Origin of the sequence: Embleya sp. NBC_00888 (assembly GCF_045207655.1) — a bacterium.
GTDB lineage: Bacteria > Actinomycetota > Actinomycetes > Streptomycetales > Streptomycetaceae > Embleya.
In genome coordinates, this window is the sequence record NZ_CP108784.1 from 4,546,616 (window position 1) to 4,563,503 (window position 16,888).

Below are 16,888 nucleotides of genomic sequence, written 5' to 3' on the forward strand. Positions count from 1 at the left end.
GGGTGTGGGGCCCGGGAGGCGGGGCGGGCGGGCGGAGGTCGAGGGGCCCAGGGCGAGGGTGGTCATCAGGGTGGCGCTTGCCCAGTGGGACGGGTTGGTGAGGGAACGGTTCAGGCGCATGACGGAATCCCTTGTGGGGGCGAGGCGGGGGTGGCGGTGCGTCAGTGCGTGTCCGGGACCAGGACGACCTTGCCGGTGACCGTGCCCGATTCGGCCAGCGCGAGGGCGTCGGCGGCCCGGCCGAGCGGGATGCGGGCGGCGACCTGGGCGGTGATGGTGCCGGCCGCGAGCAGGGCGAAGACCTCGGACAGGTCGGCGCGCAGGCGGGCCCGGAAGGTCGCCGGGCGGCGCTTGCCGGCCCAGATGTTGTAGAAGTGCGTGCGCCGGCCGTTGGGCAGCAGGTTCCACCAGATGAGGCGGGCCACCAGCTTGAGCACCGGCAGCCGGGACGAGCCGGACGCGTTCTTGGTGGCCGCCGTCCCGTACGAGACGAGGGTGCCGCCCCGGGCGAGCAGCCCGAACGAGTCGACGATCCCCTCGCCGCCGACGTGGTCGAAGACGGCGTCGACTCCGTTCGGGGCGTGCGTGCGCACCTCGGCGGGCAGGTCGGCGGCGCGGTAGTCCAGCGGGATCGCGCCCAGGGCGCGCACCGCGTCGTGGTGGCGCGGCGAGGCGGTGCCGATCACCCGGACGCCCGCGTGCGTGGCCAACTGGACCAGCGTCGAACCCACGCCACCGTTGGCGCCGTGGACCAGGATGGTCTGTCCCCGGCGGATCCCGGCCGTGCGGTGCAACATCTGCCACGCGGTGATCCCGTTGACGACGACCGTCTCCGCCTCGGCCGGGTCGATGGCCTCGGGCACCTCGACCAGGTCGGCGGCCGAAACCACCGCCAGGCTCGCCCACCCGCCCACCTTGGTCAGCGCGGCGAACCGGCGGCCGACCAGCGCGGCATCGCCGCCGGGCCCGACCCGCAGGACCGTACCGACCAGGTCGTAGCCGGGGACGAACGGGAAGGCCGGCTGGTCGTAGTACTTGCCCCGCCGCATCTGCTGCTCGGCGAAGGACACCCCGGAGGCGTCGACCGCCAGCAGGACCTCCCCGGCCGCCGGCTCCGGCGCCGGGCGCACCCGGACTTCAAGACCCTCGGGCTCGACGATGCCCGGCAGCACGATCTCGGTGACCGAGTCGATGACCGAGTCGATGACCGAGTCGGCGCCGGCTTCGGTGGCGGTCTCGGTTGCGGTGGCATTCATCGGAACTCCAAGTGATCGACTTTAACGTCTGTTATAGCCTCTAACTTAAATGCATGCCACCAGCGTGTCAAGCATCGGTCGGGGACTTCCGGCTAGGACCCGCGCCGGAGCGGCACCGACCAGGTCACCGTCGTTCCGCGGCCCTCCGGCCCCGGTCCGAACGCGGCCCGACCGCCCAACTCCTCCGCGCGGGCGGCCAGGTTGGCCAGCCCGCTGCGCCGACCGCCGGGCGCGATGCCCACGCCGTCGTCGGTGACCGCCAACTCGACCCGGCCGCCGGTCACCGCGAGGCTCACCTCGACCCGGGACGCGTGCGCGTGGCGGGAGGCGTTGGACAGGACCTCGCGCAGCGCGGCGAGGAGTTGCTCGGCGACCTCGTCCGAGACGGTCGAGTCGACCGGGCCCGTGAAGGTGACCGTCGGCTCGAAGCCGAGCGTGGCGGCCGACGCGCTCGCCTCGCGCAACACCCGGCCGCGGACCCCGGTCGGCCCCTCACGCGGCGGGTTCTGCAACGCGAAGATGGTGCTGCGCACCTCGCGGATCGTCGCGTCGAGTTCGTCCACCGCCTGGTTGATCCGGGCGGTCACGGCCGGCACCCGCGCCAGCCTGGCCGCGCCCTGGAGCATCATCCCGGTCGCGAACAGCCGCTGGATGACCAGGTCGTGCAGGTCCCGGGCGATCCGGTCGCGGTCCTCGAACACCGCCAGTCGCTCCCGGTCGCGCTGCGCGCTCGCCAGCATCAGCGCGATCGCCGCCTGGCCGCCGAACGCCTGGGCCATCGAGCGCTCGGTCCGGTTGAACGGGACCGCGCCGATCCGCTTGTCCAACTCCAGCGCGCCGAGGATGCGTTCGTTGGCGATCAGCGGAACGAACAGGCCCGGCCCGAAGCAGCGGGACTGGTCCAGCATCACGTTCGGGTCGGTGCTCATGTCCGCGATGAAGATGCTGCGCCCGGTGTTGATCGCCTCCGCGACCGGGCTGTCCTGCGCGACCACCGTGCCGCCCAGGCCCGCGAGGTCCTCGCCGGAGGTGACCTCGACCAGGTACGAGCCGTCCGGCTGGGTCAGGTACATCGCGGCGAAGTCCGCCTCGGCCAGGCTGCGCGCGCGTTCGGCCACCACCGCGAGCGCCTCGTCCGGGTCCTGCGTGGTCAGCAGCGCCGTGGTGACGTCCGCCGAGCCCATGATCCACTTCTCCCGGCGGGCCGCGCTCTCGAATAGGCGCGCGTTCTCGATGGCCACCCCGGCCGCCGCCGCGAGGGCCCGGACGACCTGCTGGTCCTCGACGCTGAAGCCCGGCCGGCCGCGCTTCTCGGTGAGGTACAGATTGCCGAACACCTCGTCGCGCACCCGGATCGGCACGCCCAGGAACGAGTGCATCGCCGGGTGGTTCGGCGGAAAGCCGTAGGACGCCGCGTGCCGGGCCAGATCGTCCAGGCGCAGCGGCTCCGGGTGCTCGATCAGCAGGCCCAGGATGCCTCGCCCGTGCGGGAGTTCGCCGATCCGCTCGCGGTCCGCGTCGGCGATGCCGACGGTGATGAAGTCGGACAGGTTGTTCTCCGTGCCGATCACGCCGAGCGCGGCGTAGCGCGCGTCCACCAGATCGGCGGCGGCCTCGACGATCCGGCGCAGCGTGGTGTGCAGGTCCAGGTCGGCGCCGACCGCGATCACGGCTTCGAGCAGCCCCTGGAGCCGCTCCCCGGCCGCCGCCGCCGAGCCGAGCCGCTCGACCACCTCGGCCACCAGGTCGTCCAGACCGAGCGAGGCCGGCGCGGCCGACGCCGACGCGGCCGGTCCGGGCGCGCGATCGGAGCGACCCGCCCCGTCGGGCTCGTCGGCGCTGTCGGCACTGCCGCCGGTGGCGTTCACCATGAACGCAGCCTACGTGGGCAAATCCGGATGAAACCACCAAACCATCCCGGACACGCGTACGGATCCCCCCGCACGGTTCACGCCTACCGGTCCGCACACGCAGATGCACGCGCGAAAGCACGCCGCCCTCGCTCAGCCGAAAGCCCCCGCCACGTACACCGTGCGGGGCGGCAGGTATTCCACGATCACCACCAACGAACCCACCGGGTGCTCCTCGCCGGGCAGCGCCGGGTACGCGAGGAACGCCTCCACGCCGCCGCGCACCTCGATCATGACCTCGCCCACCAATCCGGGACCGATTCCCCCGGTGACCTTCCCGCGTTTGCCGACCATGTCGACCATTGTGTGGCCCGGCCCGCCCCGGACGGCGTGATCCGGCTCTCCCGCCCCGAGCGGGTGGGAGAGCCGGCGCCGACGGTCGGTCAGCCGAGGAGGGTGGTGCCCTCGTCGGAGGCCTCGCGCAGACGCGAGCGCATGAACGGCAGGATGCCCCGGTGCAGGATCGCCCGGCGCCATTCCTCGCGGGCCAGGTACACCTCGACCTCGCCGGTCGGCCGCGCCCGATTGCGCGCGGCCACCGCCAGCATCGCGAGTCCCCCGATCGCCGCCGCCCCGAGCGAGATGCCCACGGCCGCGATCGAGGCGAGTTGCATCGTGTGCTGCATGGACGAGTCGTCCATCGTGAGCGGCAGCAGCACGTAGCCCACGATCAGGAAGACGACCGCCGAGATGCCGGCCACGATCACCGCCATGGCGGTGGCGAGCGCGAACCAGCCGAAGCTCTCGCCGGCCTCGATCATCGAGGCGCCGAAGTCCTGTCGGATTCCGGACTCGAAACGCTGCTCTGTACGTTCGTAGCGGTCGTACTCGTCGCGTGCCGCGTCCGCGATCGACGGGGTCGCGTCCAACGTGGCCGTCCGCAACTGCTCGACGTTCAGGTTGGGTACCGCCGCAAGACCGGAGAGGGTCTCCTCCAGGTGCAGCGCGTCATCGACGAACTGCTCGTACTGACGGCGGTGCTCGTCACTTCCAAACCAGTGTTGCATCGGATCCCCCGAATGAGGCCGCGCGGGCGTGTCCCGCGTCCGCCGGGCCCGTCAGGGGACCCGTGCAAGCTGTCGGTGGATCAACGACCCGCAAAAGCACCTGACGGTGTCGAGGCGGATACTTATTGATGATAGGGTGCATCCCCCGCTTTTGGGCAGGGAGTTCCCTACGACCGCGGCTCGTCTCCGGTGTTGCCGCCGAGGGCGCCCAGGTCGTATTCGCGACCCTGCGTCTCCTCCAACGAACCGGCCGCCGCGCTCGGCGGCGTGGCGGACAGCGGCAGGCGCGCGACCAGACACGGGCCGCCCAGGTAGATCCCGCCGTCCAGGTTGACCACCTGTCCGTCCGCGTACACGCGCGGCTCGACGATCGTCGTGGGGTCCTCGCCGGTCTGGTACGGGATCGGGGTGTGGCCGTGCACGATGCGCCGGCCGCCCAGCTCGCTCAACAGGTCGGCCGCCGCGTACGGGCCGACCTCGCCCATGAAGGCGCCGCGTCGGGTCAGGTTGCGGAACAGGTCCCACCACGAGAGCGGATCCGGCTCGCGCAGTATGTCCGCGACCGCGCCGTCCACCTCCTCGATGGTGTCGCCGTATTCGAGGTAGGCGTTGCTGTCCGAGTGGATCAGCAGGTGCCCGTCGACCACCGCGGCGACCGGCTGCGCGGCCAGCCAGCCGGCCTGTTCGTCGGTGAAGCGGTCCAGGTCGGACTGCATGCCGCCGTTGCGCAGCCAGATCTCGCGGAACGTGGTCGAGCCGCCCGCCACCGGCACCGGGTGGTCGCCGAAGCGGAACACCCCCAGCAGCAGGATCTCGTGGTTGCCCAGCAACATCCGGGTGCTGCCGCCGACCTCGGCGGACTCGCGGGCCAGCGCCATCGCCAGTTCGACCACGCCGATGCCGTCCGGGCCGCGGTCGGTGAAGTCGCCGAGGAACCACAGCCGGGCCCGGCCGCCGCACCAGTGCGCGTCCGCGTCGATCAGGTCCCGCGCGCGCAGGGCGGCCTTGAGCTCCTCCAGATGACCGTGGACGTCACCGACCACGTACAGCGGGGCGTCCTGCTCCGCTGCGGCGCCCATCGGGGCCGGTGTAGCCGAGACGTTGCTCACCAGAAGGGTCCTTTCTTCAGATCCGCACCACCGTACGGCGGCGATGCCGACACCCGTCGTGAACCAAGACGCACGCCGGCCGGGTTCGGCTGCGGTTCACCCGGTCCGATTCGGATGATTCCTGGACCGTATCTCTCGTGCGGGCACGGCGGAACGGACCACGCTCAATTGTGCGCGCAGCCGTGCCCGTCCCACCGGGCGGCCCCGACCCGAGCCGACCGGGTCGCGCGGGTGCCCGGCGGTCAGCGGCGAGTGGACGAGTCGCGCACCGAAAGCCGGGTGGGCACGGTGCGCTGGGCGGGCAGCAGCGGCCCGGCCCCGGCATCGTCGATCACGCTCACCAGCAGTTCCACCGCCCACGCGCCGGCCAGCGCCGGTTGCAGGCTCAGCGAGGTCACCGACGGATCGGCCCCCTCGCCGCAGCAGGCCAGGAGCAGGTCGTCGGGCACCCGCAGTTCGCGCGCCCGGGCCGCGGTGAGCAATTCGGCCGCGCACCCCTCGTGCAGCCCGAAGACCGCGTCCGGGGTCAGGTCGAGCAGCCGGGTCGCGGCGGCCCGACCGGCGCCGGGCGTACGAGCCTCGTACTCCTCGGTGATCGGCGACACGCCCCGATCCGCGCACCACGCGCGGTAGCCCGCGACGCCCTTGGCCGCGCCCGGTCCGTCCGAGGCGGCCAGCAGCCCGATCCGGGCGGCGCCCGCGTCGGCGAGGTGGTCGAGCACCGAACGCACCGCGGCCACGTGGTCGTTGTCCACCCAGCCGTACACCGGGGTCGAGCCCGGATGACCGCCGCTGACCACGGGCACCCCCCGGCGCAGCAGCTCGTGCACGAGCGGATCGTCGTCCGCGGGATCGACCACGATCGTGCCGTCCAGCGCGACGTTGCCCCACACGTCGTGCGGCGAGGAGGCGGGCAGCACGACCAGCGCGTAGCCCAGGTCCAGGGCGGTCGCGGTGGCCGAGCGCACCAGTTCGGCGAACCACGCGAACTCGGTGAGCGCGAACGGCTCGGTGGAGCGCATGGTCGTGGTCAGCCCGAGCAGCCCCGAGCGACCGGTGCGCAGCGTGCGCGCCGCGGCCGAGGGCCGGTAGCCCAGCCGATCCGCGACCTCGCGCACGTGCAGTCGGGTCGTGTCGGGCAGTCGGCCCTTGCCGTTGAGCGCGTCGGAGACGGTCGTGATCGACACCCCGGCGGCCGCCGCGACGTCCCGGATGCCCACCCGGATCCGCCGCCCCACACGCGGTACATCTGGCGCTGTCATCGTCCCGACAGTAGGCCGAATGCGCCGCCCTGGCCGGGTTCATGTCATTGCTTTACGAAGAAACGTATCGCCCCATACCTACCGCTGAACCTTCGGCGACTGACTCGTGCGGCCCGACCATGCCCTCCCCGGCCGGCGGACCATAGAGTTGACACGACCGGGACGTGCGCCCAGGCACCCCGACCAGTATGCGAGGAGGACGGGCGTGACCCAGCACAACGCCCCAGGTACGGACGACGGCGCCACGGTGAGGTTCCGGGCGGCCCTGGCGGGGGTGCCCGTCTACAAGGCGGGCAAGGCGCCGGTGGTGGAGGAGGGCCTGCCGTCGTACAAGCTCGCCTCCAACGAGAACCCGTACCCGCCGCTGCCCAGTGTGCACAAGGTGGTGGCCGACGCCGTCGGCGAGATAAATCGCTACCCGGACCCGAGCAACGCGGAGTTGGCCGAGGCGCTGGCCGAGCGCTTCGGGGTGCCCGCGTCGCACATCGTGGCCGGCACCGGCTCGGTGACCGTGGCGCAGCAGTTGGTGAACGCGACGGCCGGCGAGGGCGACGAGGTCGTCTTCGCGTGGCGCTCCTTCGAGGCGTACCCGCTGCTGGTGCTGCTCGCGGGCGCGACGCCGGTGCCGGTGCCGCTGCTCGCCGACGAGAGCCACGACCTGGACGCGATGGCCGCCGCCGTCACCGAGCGGACCCGGCTGATCTTCGTGTGCAACCCGAACAACCCGACCGGCGTGGTGATCCACCGTGCCGAGCTCGAGCGCTTCCTGGACCGGGTGCCGCGTCACGTGCTGGTCGTGCTCGACGAGGCGTACCGCGAGTTCATCCGGGACGAGCAGGTCCCGGACGGGGTGGACGTCTACCGGGACCGGCCCAACGTGGTGGTACTGCGCACCTTCTCGAAGGCGTACGGTCTGGCCGGCCTGCGGGTGGGCTTCGCCATCGCGCACGAGCCGGTGGCGGCCGAGCTGCGCAAGACCGGGATGCCGTTCTCGGTGAACCGGCTGGCCCAGGTGGCCGCGATCGCCTCGATCGGCGCCGAGGGCGAACTCCTGGAGCGGGTCGACGCGTTGGTCGCCGAGCGGGAGCGGGTGCTGGAGGCGCTGATCGGCCAGGGCTGGACCGTGTTCGACTCGCAGGCCAACTTCGTCTGGCTGCGACTGGGCGAGCGCACCGACGAGTTCGCCGCGCTGTGCGAGGCGGCCGGGGTGACCGTGCGTCCGTTCTCGGGCGAGGGTTGCCGGATCACCATCGGCGAGACCGAGGCGAACACGATCTTCCTGGAGCAGGCCGCGCGGTTCATGTCGGCGTAGCGCTCTCCCGGCGCGGTCGGCGAACCGTCGTCGTTTGGGTCCGTTCGGACCACTTCGAGCCCTCTCGGGTACCCCCCTCAAGGGGTCCCCGAGAGGGCTCGCTAGTGTTTGTGAACGGATGCACAAGCTCGACTTTGTGAACCCATTCACAAAGTTTGCCGTGGTGGATCCGCGCTTCCCTCCCGGTTCATCCGGGTTTGTTCGACGGAGTGTCGGGCGGGATGCGCGGGGGCGCCGTGTGCATCGTGAACCAAACGTGCGCTCGCGTGCGAGACACGACCGGCGATCAGGAGGAATGAGGGGCCCATGGACCTCGCCGTCGAAACACTCGACGTAGCCCGGTGGCAGTTCGGCGTCACGACCGTCTACCACTTCCTCTTCGTCCCGCTCACGATGGGTTTGTCCATCCTCGTCGCGTGTCTGCAGACCGCGTGGGTGCGCACCGGGAAGGAGCACTACCTCCGGGCCACCAAGTTCTGGGGCAAGCTCTTCCTGATCAACTTCGCGCTCGGCCTGGTCACCGGCATCGTGCAGGAGTTCCAGTTCGGGATGAACTGGTCCGACTACTCGCGCTTCGTCGGCGACATCTTCGGCGCCCCGCTCGCGATCGAGGCGCTGGTCGCCTTCTTCCTCGAGTCGACCTTCCTGGGGTTGTGGATCTTCGGCTGGGAACGACTGCCGAGGAAGATCCACCTGGCCACCATCTGGGCCGCCGCGATCGGCACGATCCTGTCGGCCTACTTCATCCTGGCCGCGAACTCGTGGATGCAGCACCCGGTCGGCTACCGGATCAACCCGGAGACCGGCCGCGCCGAGCTGACCGACTTCGTCGCGGTGCTCACCAACAACACCGCGATCGCCGCGTTCCTGCACATCCTCCCGGCCGCGTTCCTGGTCGCCGGCGGCTTCCTGATCGGGATCAGTTGCTGGCACCTGCGCAAGCGCAACGAGGTCGCGGTGTTCCGCCCGTCGCTGCGGCTGGGCCTGTGGGTCTCGGTACTGGCGGGCATCGGCCTCGCGCTCACCGGTGACATGCAGGGCAAGCTGATGTACGAGCAGCAGCCGATGAAGATGGCCTCGGCCGAGGCGCTGTGGGAGACCTCGAAGCCGGCGCCGTTCTCGATCTTCTCCTACGGCGACGTCAACAGGGGCCACAACAAGGTCGCCATCGAGGTCCCCGGCGCGCTGTCCTTCCTGGCCAAGAACGACTTCGACGCCGAGCTGCCCGGGATCAACGACCTCCAGGAACAGTCGGTGGTCAAGTTCGGCCCCGGCGACTACCGCCCCAACATCTTCGTCACCTACTGGTCGTTCCGGCTGATGATCGGCGTCGGCATGGTCACCGCCGGCATCGGCCTGGTCGGCCTGTGGTTGACCCGGCGGCGGCGCGAGCTGCCGACCAACCCGTGGGTGTACCGGATCGGTCTGTGGACCATCGCGTTCCCGTTCGCGGCCAACTCGTTCGGCTGGATCTTCACCGAGATGGGCCGCCAGCCGTGGCTGGTGTTCGGTGTGCTCAAGACCGAGGCCGGGGTGTCGCCGAGCGTGTCCACCGGTGAGGTGCTGACCTCGCTGATCGTGTTCACGCTGCTGTACGGGGCGCTCGCGGTGGTCGAACTGGGCCTGATCCGGCGCTACGTCAAGGCCGGTCCCGAGCCGATCAAGCCGCCCGTGAGCAAGGACCCCGACGATCCGTCGGGCGACGGCGAGGGCGCCGAACGTCCGCTCGCCTTCGCGTACTAAGGGGAGAGTGTCATGGGACTCAACGAATTCTGGTTCCTGCTGATCGCCGTCCTGTGGATCGGCTACTTCTTCCTCGAGGGCTTCGACTTCGGCGTCGGCATCCTGACCAAGGTGCTGGCTCGCGACGAGACCGAGCGCCGGGTGCTGATCAACACCATCGGCCCGGTGTGGGACGGCAACGAGGTCTGGCTGATCACCGCGGGTGGGGCCACCTTCGCGGCCTTTCCCGAGTGGTACGCCACCTTGTTCAGCGGTTTCTACCTGCCGCTGCTGCTGATCCTGGTCGCGCTGATCCTGCGCGGGGTCGCGTTCGAGTACCGGGCCAAGCGCGACGAGGACCGCTGGAAGCGCGGCTGGGAACAGGCGATCTTCTGGGGCTCGCTGGTGCCCGCGTTCCTGTGGGGTGTGGCCTTCGCGAACATCACCCGCGGGGTGAAGATCGACGCGGAGAAGGAGTACGTCGGCAACCTGTTCGACCTGCTCAACCCGTACGCGCTGCTGGGCGGCGTGGTGACCACGGTGCTGTTCACCTTCCACGGCGCGGTGTTCGTCGCGCTCAAGACCGACGGCGACATCCGGGCCCGGGCCAACGCGCTGGCCGGCAGGCTCGGCCTGGCCACCGCCGTGCTCGCGGCGGCGTTCCTGATCTGGACCCAGGCGCAGCACGGCAACGGCCGCACCCTGGCCGCGCTGATCGTCGCGGTGCTCGCCCTGGTCGCCGCGCTGGCGATGAACCGGATCGGCCGCGAGGGCTGGGCGTTCGCGCTGTCGGGCGTGACAGTGATCGCCGCGGTGGCGATGCTGTTCCTGTCGCTGTTCCCGAACGTGATGCCCTCCAGCCTGGACTCGGCGTGGAACCTGACCATCCACAACGCGTCCTCGACGCCGTACACGCTCGAGATCATGACCTGGGTCGCCGCCTTCATGACCCCGATCGTGCTGTGCTACCAGGCCTGGACGTACTGGGTGTTCCGCAAGCGGATCAGCACGAAGAGCATCCCGACCAAGCCGGCCTTCGGTGCCGCCGCGGCCGACCTGGTCGGCAAGTAGCCGACCGCGGCACCGTGTAGCACCGCGCCGAAGACGCACCGACGAAAGAGCGGCTCGTGAAGCCTGTAGATCCGCGCCTGCTGACCCACGCCCGTGCCACCCGGGGCTTTCTGGCCCTGACCGTGGTGCTGGGCACGGCGGGCGCGGGTCTCGTGCTCGTCCAGGCGGGCCTGCTCGCCCGGGTGATCGTGGCGGCCTTCCAGGACGGCGCCGCGGTCGCCGACCTGTGGCCGGAGCTGGGCCTGCTGGCCGCGGTGGTCGCCGCCCGCTCGGCGATCTCCTGGCTTACCGAGGTGATCGCGCACCGCACCTCGGCGGCGGTGAAGTCGCGACTGCGTTCGCGACTGCTCGCGCACGTGGTCCGGCTCGGCCCGGCCTGGCTGGACAACGAGCGCTCCGGCGAGCTGACCACGCTGGCCACCCGGGGGGTGGACGCGCTCGACGGCTACTTCGCGCGCTACCTGCCGCAACTCGTCCTGTCCGTCACCGTGCCGGTGGCGGTGCTCGCGCGAGTGGTGTTCGGCGACTGGATCTCGGCGGTGACGATCGTGATCACCCTGCCGCTGATCCCGCTGTTCATGGCGCTGATCGGGATGGCCACCCAGAAGTACATGGACCGGCAGTGGAGCGTGCTCAACCGGCTCGCCGGACACTTCCTGGACGTGGTCGCCGGGCTGCCCACGCTCAAGGTGTTCGGCCGGGCCAAGGCCCAGGCCGCGTCGATCCGCACGATCACCGACGACTACCGTCGGGCCACCCTGAAGACGCTGCGGATCGCCTTCCTGTCCTCGTTCGCGCTCGAACTGCTGGCCACCATCTCGGTCGCGCTGGTCGCGGTCGGTGTCGGCCTGCGCCTGGTCGACGGCGATCTGAGCCTGGAGACCGCGCTCGTGGTGCTGATCCTGGCGCCCGAGGCGTACCTGCCGCTGCGTCAGGTCGGCGCCGAGTACCACGCCAGCGTCGAGGGAGTGAGCGCCGCCGAGCGGGTGTTCGCGGTCCTGGAGACCACACCGGACGCACCCGCGGGGACCGCGCCGGTGCCCGACCCGCACTCGGCCGAGCTGGTATTGACCGGCCTGACCGTGCGCCGCCCCGGCCGGACGGACGCGGCGCCGGCCGACCTGGACCTGACCGTGCGACCGGGCGAGACGATCGCGCTGACCGGGCCGAGCGGGTGCGGCAAGTCCACCGTGCTCGCGGTGCTGCTCGGCTTCGTCCGGCCGACGGCGGGCCGGATCACCGTGGGCGGCGTGGACCTGGCCGAGCTGGACCCGGACGCGTGGCGGGCCCGGATCGCGTGGGTCCCGCAGCGGCCCTACCTGTTCGCGGGCACGATCGGCGCCAACGTACGCCTGGCCCGCCCGGACGCCGGCGACGCCGAGGTGCACGACGCGCTGGTCGCGGCCGGGGCGGCCGACTTCGTGGCGGCCTCGGGCGGCCTGGACGCGCCGCTCGGCGAGGACGGCGCGGGACTGTCCGCCGGGCAGCGGCAGCGCCTCGCGCTGGCCCGGGCGTTCCTGGCCGACCGGCCGATCCTGCTCCTGGACGAGCCGACCTCGAACCTGGACGGGGCCGGCGAGGCGGACATCGTCGACGCGGTCCGGCGGCTGGCGGTCGGCCGTACGGTCGTGCTGGTCGCGCATCGGCCGGCGCTGCTGCCGTTGGCCGACCGGGTGGTGGCCGTGGGCGCGGGGGCTTGTGAGGGGGACACGGAGGGCGCGCATGCGGCGGTCGCGGCCCGGGCGCGGGTCGAGGCCGCGCGGGTGTCGGAGGCGTCGGGGGAGATGCCGGCGGCAGGGCAGCCCGTCGAGCCATCCCCGGAGGAGCCTTTCCCGACGCCCTTCGAGCAGCCTTCGGCGGACCCGTCGGTCGGCGCCGGGATCGGTCCCGGCCGCCGACTGCTCGCGCTCGCCCGGCCGTTGCGCGGACGGCTCGCGCTCGCGGTGTTGTGCGGGGCGCTCGCGCTGGGCAGTTCGGTCGGGCTGATGGCCACCTCGGCGTGGTTGATCTCGCGTGCCTCGGAGCACCCGCCGGTACTGACCCTGATGGTCGCGGTCACCGGCGTGCGCGCGTTCGGCGTCTCGCGCGCGGTGTTCCGCTATGCCGAGCGGCTGGTCGGCCACGACGCGGCGTTTCGGATCCTGGCCCGGCTGCGGGTGCGGGTCTACGAGCGGCTCGAGCGGCTGGCGCCGGCGGGGCTGCCCGCGTTCCGGCGCGGCGACCTGCTCTCGCGACTGGTCGCCGACGTGGACGCGGTACAGGACTTCTTCCTGCGCGCGCTGTTGCCCGCGTGCGTGGCGGCCGTGGTCGGCGTGGGCGCGGTGCTCGCCGTCGCGCTGGTGTTGCCCGAGGCCGGCGGCGTCCTGCTGCTCGGCCTGCTCGCCGCCGGGATCCTGGTGCCGTGGCTGGCCGGCCGGGTCGCCCGGCGGGCCGAACGCCGGGTCGCCGCGGTCCGCGGCGAACTCGCCGGCGCCGTGGTCGACCTGCTGCGCGGCACCCCCGAACTGATCGCGGCGGGCCGCGCGCCCGCCCGGCTGGCCGAGGTGGACGCGGTGGACGCGCGGCTGCGCGCGACCGAGGCGGGACAGGCCCGGGGCGCGGGCGTCGGGGCCGGGCTGGCCGCGCTGGTGTCCGGCGCGACGGTGTGGGCGTCCGCGCTGGTGGGCGTCGCGGCGGTGCACGCCGACCGGTTGAGCGGCGTGCTGCTCGCGCTGGTGGTGCTCACCCCGCTCGCCGCGTTCGAGGCCACCGTGGTGCTGCCCGCCGCCGGCCGGCACCTGCAGAGCTCGCGCCGGGCCGCGGCGCGGGTGTTCGAGGTGATCGACGCGCCGGAACCGGTGGCCGAGCCGGCCGCCCCGCTCGGGCTGCCCGCCGCGCCGCGCCCGCTGGTGGTGCGCGACCTGCACGCCCGCTGGACGCCGGACGGCCCGCCCGCACTGGCCGGCGTCGACCTCGAACTCACCCCGGGCAAGCGGCTCGCGGTGGTCGGGGCGAGCGGCTCGGGCAAGACCACGCTGGCCAACGTACTGCTGCGCTTCCTGGACCCGGCCGCGGGCTCGGTGACCCTGGCCGGCGTACCGATCACCGATCTGGCCGGGGACGACGTGCGGCGGGTGGTCGGGCTGTGCGCGCAGGACGCGCACGTCTTCGACAGTTCGCTGCGGGAGAACCTGCGACTGGCCCGTCCGGACTGCGGCGAGGACACGATCCGCGCGGCGCTGGCCCGAGCCCGGCTGCTGGATTGGGTCGACACGCTGCCCGAGGGGCTGGACACGATGGTCGGCGAGCACGGCGCGCGGCTGTCCGGCGGCCAGCGGCAACGACTCGCGCTGGCCCGCGCGCTGCTCGCCGACTTCGAGATCCTGCTGCTGGACGAGCCGGCCGAACACCTCGACCTGCCCACGGCCGACGCGCTGACCGCCGACCTGCTGGACGCGACCCGAGGCCGCACCACACTGCTGGTGACCCACCGACTCACCGGCCTGGACGCGGTGGACGAGATCCTCGTGCTGGCCGAGGGCCGAGTGCTGCAACGCGGCACGTGGGCGCACGTGAGCACCGTCCCCGGCCCGTTCCGGGAACTGCTGGAGCGCGAACACGCGGTGGGCGCGGTCACGGTGACGACCTCGGGCTGAGTGCGGCCGGCAGGGCCCGGCCCCGACCGGTCGGCGGGGTGCAACTGCCCCTGGGGAGCTCCCTCTTGGCGCGCACTCCGGGGGCGAGGACACTCCGGAACAGGCCAAAGGGGGAATGCTCCGTGCTCTACACCGTGCTCGCCGTGCTCGGTCTGCTCGTGATCCTGATCGTGGTCTTCAAACTCATGTGGCGCGTCGCCGAACCCAACGAGGCGCTCGTCATCTCCGGCTCGCGGCACCACACCGAGGGCCTGGGCGAGGGCATGGGATTTCGCATCGTCACCGGACGCGGCACGCTCGTGTTGCCGTTCGTGCAGGCCGTGCGCAAGCTCTCGCTGGATCTGAACGAGGCGGAGCTCTCGGTCGAATGCGTCACCACCCAGGGCATCCCGCTGCGCGTGCAGAGCGTGGTCATCTTCAAGATCGGCGACGACTACGTTTCGATCGCCAACGCGGCCCGTCGCTTCCTGGACCAGCAGAAGCAGATGGAGTCCCGGGTCCGCAAGGTGCTGGCCGGCCATCTGCGTTCGATCGTCGGCGGGTTGACCGTCGAGGACATGATCCGCGACCGGGAGAAGCTCACCGCGCACGTGCGCGCGGCCTCCGGATCCGACATGGAAAAGCTCGGGCTGATCGTGGACAGCCTGCAGATCCAGGAGATCGACGACCCGACCGGTTACATCAAGAACATGGCCGCGCCGCACACGGCCGCGGTGATCCGGGACGCGCGGATCGCCGAGGCGCTGGCCACCCGCAAAGCCACCGAGGCCGAGCAGGACGCCAAGGCGCGGATGGCCCAGGCCACCCGGGACAGCGAGATCCAGCAGGCCGGCTACCAGGCCGAGCGGGACGAGGCCACCGCGCGCTCGCGCCAGGCGGGCCCGCTCGCGGACGCCGCCGCCAAGCAGGAGGTGGTGGTCCAGGAGACCAGGGTCGCCGAGTTGGAGGCCATGCGGCGCGAGCAGCAACTTCAGGCGGACGTACGCAAGCCGGCCGACGCGAAGGCGTACGAGACCCGGACCAGGGCCCAGGCCGAGCGCGACGCGCGGATCTCGGCGGCCGAGGCGAGCGCCAGGGAGACCGAGTTGGCGGCGATCGCCGACGCGGAGGCGACGAAGGTGCGCGGTCTGGCCGCCGCCGAGGCCACCCTGGCGACCGGCAAGGCGCAGGCCGAGGCGGCCAAGGCCAAGGGCCTCGCCGAGGCGGCCGCGATCGCGGCCCGCGCGGCGGCGCTGGCCGAGAACCAGGAGGCCGTCGTCGCCCAACAACTCGCGGAGAACTGGCCGGAGATCGTCCGGGCCGGCGCCGAGGCCTTCGGCAACGTGGACCACATGGTCCTGCTCAACGGCGGCGACGGCATGGGCGACCTGTTCGCCAAGGCCCTGACCATGGGTGGCACCGGCCTGGGCATCGCCCGCCAACTCCTGGCCGCCACCAACCCCGCCCCCGCCAAGCCGGCCCCCACCCTCGACGTCAGGGAATCCGTCCGCATCGAGGTGGAAGCGGACCCGACCCCGGACCTCGACCCGATCCCGGACCGCCCGGACCACCCGGGCCTCGTTCTCACCGAAACCCCGGACAACTGACCCACCCGTCACCGCCGGAGCCGGACCCCTCACGGGTCCGGCTCCGGCGGTTTCCCGACCGTGTCGAACGGACTACCGTTCCTGCTCCGCCTTCTGGCGGGCCACGTAGGCCGCCGCCTGGGTGCGGCGTTCCATGCCGAGTTTGGCGAGGAGGCTGGAGACGTAGTTCTTGACCGTCTTTTCGGCCAGGTGCATCTCGGTGCCGATCTGGCGGTTGGTCATGCCCTCGCCGATCAGGTCCAGGATGCGGCGCTCCTGGTCGCTCAGGGCCGCCAGGCGCTCGTCGCCTCGGGTGCCGCCGCGCAGGCGTTCCAGGACGCGGGCGGTGGCCGCCGGATCGAGCAGCGACTTGCCGGCGGCCACGTCGCGGACCGCGCCGACCAGGTCGGAGCCGCGGATGTCCTTGAGCACGTAGCCGGAGGCGCCCGCCATGATCGCGTCGAACAGCGCCTCGTCGTCGGAGAACGAGGTGAGCATCAGACAGCGCACCTCCGGCAGTTGCGAGCGGATCTCGCGACACACCTCGACCCCGTTCCCGTCGGGAAGTCGCACGTCGAGCACCGCGACCTGCGGTCGGGTCGCCGGGATGCGCACCAGCGCCTCGGCGGCCGTGCCGGCCTCGCCGATCACGTCGATGTCGTCCTCGAGTGACAACAACTCGTGCACACCCCGACGCACCACTTCGTGATCATCGAGGAGGAATACCCGAATACTGCCTTGATCGCTCACTTGTACAGGTTCGCACGCACTTCGTCCGGGGTCTCGGTGACACCGCCGGAAGGGTTGGGAACGGGTCGCGTCCGCGGCCTTTTGTCGGGGAGCCACAAACAGTGCCGCCACGTTCGGGCCGGTCGCCACTACGTGCCGGGCGGACTGGTGGGTAACGTTGCGGTGTGCGGTTTCCGAACCGCATGCCTGTGCGCAGGTGCCTCCCGGATTCACCCGGGAATTCCTAGGAAATCCTAGGAAGTACAGCCACCAATCGCCGTGTCTGCACATCAAGGTAGCCGCGCACACC

12 protein-coding genes are annotated in these 16,888 nt (G+C 71.8%); 5 read left to right on the forward strand and 7 right to left on the reverse strand.

Going from position 1 to position 16,888, the window contains the following annotated elements:
* Positions 1 to 161: 161 nt before the first annotated feature.
* The 6 genes from OG948_RS19050 to OG948_RS19075 form a co-directional block, all read right to left on the reverse strand.
* Positions 162 to 1,256: a medium chain dehydrogenase/reductase family protein gene (locus OG948_RS19050; protein ID WP_406297683.1), complete on the reverse strand. Its 1,095-nt coding sequence runs from the start codon at positions 1,254 to 1,256 to the stop codon at positions 162 to 164.
* A gap of 92 nt (positions 1,257 to 1,348) precedes the next feature.
* On the reverse strand, positions 1,349 to 3,127 hold the full coding sequence (locus OG948_RS19055; RefSeq protein WP_406297684.1) for a GAF domain-containing protein: 1,779 nt from the start codon (positions 3,125 to 3,127) through the stop codon (positions 1,349 to 1,351).
* A gap of 132 nt (positions 3,128 to 3,259) precedes the next feature.
* Positions 3,260 to 3,469 (reverse strand): hypothetical protein, encoded by a 210-nt coding sequence (locus OG948_RS19060; protein WP_395867858.1) that lies wholly within the window; start codon positions 3,467 to 3,469, stop codon positions 3,260 to 3,262.
* Positions 3,470 to 3,549: 80 nt separating this feature from the next.
* Positions 3,550 to 4,173 carry a hypothetical protein gene (locus OG948_RS19065; RefSeq protein WP_406297685.1) on the reverse strand — a complete coding sequence of 208 codons (624 nt, stop codon included), beginning with the start codon at positions 4,171 to 4,173 and terminating at the stop codon, positions 3,550 to 3,552.
* Between the two features lie 167 nt (positions 4,174 to 4,340).
* Positions 4,341 to 5,282 (reverse strand): metallophosphoesterase family protein, encoded by a 942-nt coding sequence (locus OG948_RS19070; protein ID WP_406297686.1) that lies wholly within the window; start codon positions 5,280 to 5,282, stop codon positions 4,341 to 4,343.
* Positions 5,283 to 5,524: 242 nt separating this feature from the next.
* Positions 5,525 to 6,544, reverse strand: a complete 1,020-nt coding sequence (locus tag OG948_RS19075) for a LacI family DNA-binding transcriptional regulator (protein WP_406297687.1) — start codon at positions 6,542 to 6,544, stop codon at positions 5,525 to 5,527.
* 247 nt (positions 6,545 to 6,791) lie between these two features.
* Between OG948_RS19075 and hisC the strand changes: the two genes are divergently transcribed.
* The 5 genes from hisC to OG948_RS19100 all read left to right on the forward strand — a co-directional run bounded on the left by hisC (position 6,792) and on the right by OG948_RS19100 (position 15,870).
* Positions 6,792 to 7,856 carry a histidinol-phosphate transaminase gene (gene hisC, locus OG948_RS19080; RefSeq protein ID WP_406300294.1) on the forward strand — a complete coding sequence of 355 codons (1,065 nt, stop codon included), beginning with the start codon at positions 6,792 to 6,794 and terminating at the stop codon, positions 7,854 to 7,856.
* Between the two features lie 306 nt (positions 7,857 to 8,162).
* Positions 8,163 to 9,599 carry a cytochrome ubiquinol oxidase subunit I gene (locus tag OG948_RS19085; protein ID WP_406297688.1) on the forward strand — a complete coding sequence of 479 codons (1,437 nt, stop codon included), beginning with the start codon at positions 8,163 to 8,165 and terminating at the stop codon, positions 9,597 to 9,599.
* A gap of 12 nt (positions 9,600 to 9,611) precedes the next feature.
* Positions 9,612 to 10,649, forward strand: coding sequence for a cytochrome d ubiquinol oxidase subunit II (gene cydB / locus OG948_RS19090; RefSeq protein ID WP_406297689.1), 1,038 nt, complete (start codon positions 9,612 to 9,614; stop codon positions 10,647 to 10,649).
* 56 nt (positions 10,650 to 10,705) lie between these two features.
* On the forward strand, positions 10,706 to 14,284 hold the full coding sequence (cydD, locus tag OG948_RS19095; protein ID WP_406297690.1) for a thiol reductant ABC exporter subunit CydD: 3,579 nt from the start codon (positions 10,706 to 10,708) through the stop codon (positions 14,282 to 14,284).
* 185 nt (positions 14,285 to 14,469) lie between these two features.
* Positions 14,470 to 15,870 carry a flotillin family protein gene (locus OG948_RS19100; protein WP_406300295.1) on the forward strand — a complete coding sequence of 467 codons (1,401 nt, stop codon included), beginning with the start codon at positions 14,470 to 14,472 and terminating at the stop codon, positions 15,868 to 15,870.
* 72 nt (positions 15,871 to 15,942) lie between these two features.
* Here the strand turns inward: OG948_RS19100 and OG948_RS19105 are convergent, their stop codons facing one another.
* Positions 15,943 to 16,599: a response regulator gene (locus OG948_RS19105; protein WP_406297691.1), complete on the reverse strand. Its 657-nt coding sequence runs from the start codon at positions 16,597 to 16,599 to the stop codon at positions 15,943 to 15,945.
* Positions 16,600 to 16,888 lie beyond the last annotated feature (289 nt).

Bases quoted from the DNA above. Each gene is read 5' to 3' on its own strand.
- OG948_RS19050 (WP_406297683.1), bottom strand. From the start codon at position 1,256: ATGAATGCCACCGCAACCGAGACCGCCACCGAAGCCGGCGCCGACTCG.
- OG948_RS19055 (WP_406297684.1), bottom strand. From the start codon at position 3,127: ATGGTGAACGCCACCGGCGGCAGTGCCGACAGCGCCGACGAGCCCGAC.
- OG948_RS19060 (WP_395867858.1), bottom strand. From the start codon at position 3,469: ATGGTCGACATGGTCGGCAAACGCGGGAAGGTCACCGGGGGAATCGGT.
- OG948_RS19065 (WP_406297685.1), bottom strand. From the start codon at position 4,173: ATGCAACACTGGTTTGGAAGTGACGAGCACCGCCGTCAGTACGAGCAG.
- OG948_RS19075 (WP_406297687.1), bottom strand. From the start codon at position 6,544: ATGACAGCGCCAGATGTACCGCGTGTGGGGCGGCGGATCCGGGTGGGC.
- OG948_RS19085 (WP_406297688.1), top strand. From the start codon at position 8,163: ATGGACCTCGCCGTCGAAACACTCGACGTAGCCCGGTGGCAGTTCGGC.
- cydB (WP_406297689.1), top strand. From the start codon at position 9,612: ATGGGACTCAACGAATTCTGGTTCCTGCTGATCGCCGTCCTGTGGATC.
- OG948_RS19100 (WP_406300295.1), top strand. From the start codon at position 14,470: ATGTGGCGCGTCGCCGAACCCAACGAGGCGCTCGTCATCTCCGGCTCG.